Origin of the sequence: Halorubrum sp. Atlit-26R (assembly GCF_003666015.1) — an archaeon.
Lineage (GTDB): Archaea > Halobacteriota > Halobacteria > Halobacteriales > Haloferacaceae > Halorubrum.
On sequence record NZ_QPLT01000097.1, the window covers coordinates 1 to 1,031 of the forward strand.

The window sequence follows — 1,031 nt, forward strand, 5'->3', positions numbered from 1 at the left end:
TTGATTCCTTTGCTGTGCGATTCGTGAGTCCCCTGTACTGAGCGATTTGTGAGTCCCCTAGATTGACCGCAACCGTGTCAAAATGTGTCACTTTTTGAGGATTTCAACAGAGCCTCCAGACTGAAACAGCTGGTTGCCAATAACCGCAAGCTGGGGCTCCAACCGATTTTAGACGACATGATGACCTCGGCTTACACGGCTATCTGCTTCAGCACAACAGCACATAGCACAGCAGCATACTCTTACAATAGTACACCCAACACGTGACCATGACAATGGACATGGAAGAGTTTGAAGCAGCGGGGAACGGGGAGGAGGGACTATCCACTAGCGAGGCAGTTGTGAAGTTCCTCCTCGAGAACAGGGATCGAGCGTGGAAACGCCGCGAGATCGCAGACGAAATCAACCGTGATCCGAACACCGTGGGAACGAACTTGAGTCGGTTGAAAGATCGCGGTCTCGTTCGCCACCGCAAAAATCATTGGGCGATCACAGACGATCACCATCGACTCGTCGAAGCGACCCGGTTCTCAAAGGTATTCTCCACGCTCAACGAGTCGGTTGGATCGATCATCGAGAGCGAAGAGGAAGCAAAAGCGTGGAGCGACGCACAGCCGGATCGGCCTCATCCAAGCGTTGGTGACGGTGAAGAAGACACCCAAACCGTCAATCTGAAGGAGACAACGATGACGACCAGTGATTTGTTATTTTTAATTACTGTGCCATTTACTTATAAATTTCATATAGTAGTGAGCCGTAGCATGGCATATGAGCCATGAGATGGAATCAAACCCCGCACAGAGTGTATCCATATCCGTTCCAATACCCGTCGCAGACGCGGATTTGTTCAAAAGCAAGGCAACGAACGACATCTTGCTATTTTTAACGAACTACCGATTCAAACAGTTCTCACAGCGCGAAGTGGCAGACCAGATTGGCCATTCCCAACAGACGGTTCGGAGAGCGATCAATACCCTCGTCGAGAACGGATTAGTGGTTGTATCGCCCGAGAACAATCAACGGCTCGTTCA

The 1,031-nt window shown here is 50.3% G+C and carries 2 protein-coding genes; both read left to right on the forward strand.

Annotated features, from left to right (window positions below):
* Positions 1-269 precede the first annotated feature (269 nt).
* Entirely contained in the window at positions 270-779 is a 510-nt protein-coding gene (locus DVK07_RS22450; protein WP_147441248.1) for a hypothetical protein, read from the forward strand.
* Positions 769-1,031 (forward strand): helix-turn-helix domain-containing protein (locus tag DVK07_RS19505; RefSeq protein WP_147441249.1); only part of this gene is annotated, 263 nt, incomplete at its 3' end. The genes DVK07_RS22450 and DVK07_RS19505, both read left to right, overlap by 11 nt.

Excerpts from the sequence above, each read along its gene's own strand:
- DVK07_RS22450 (WP_147441248.1), top strand. The coding sequence starts at position 270 with ATGACAATGGACATGGAAGAGTTTGAAGCAGCGGGGAACGGGGAGGAG.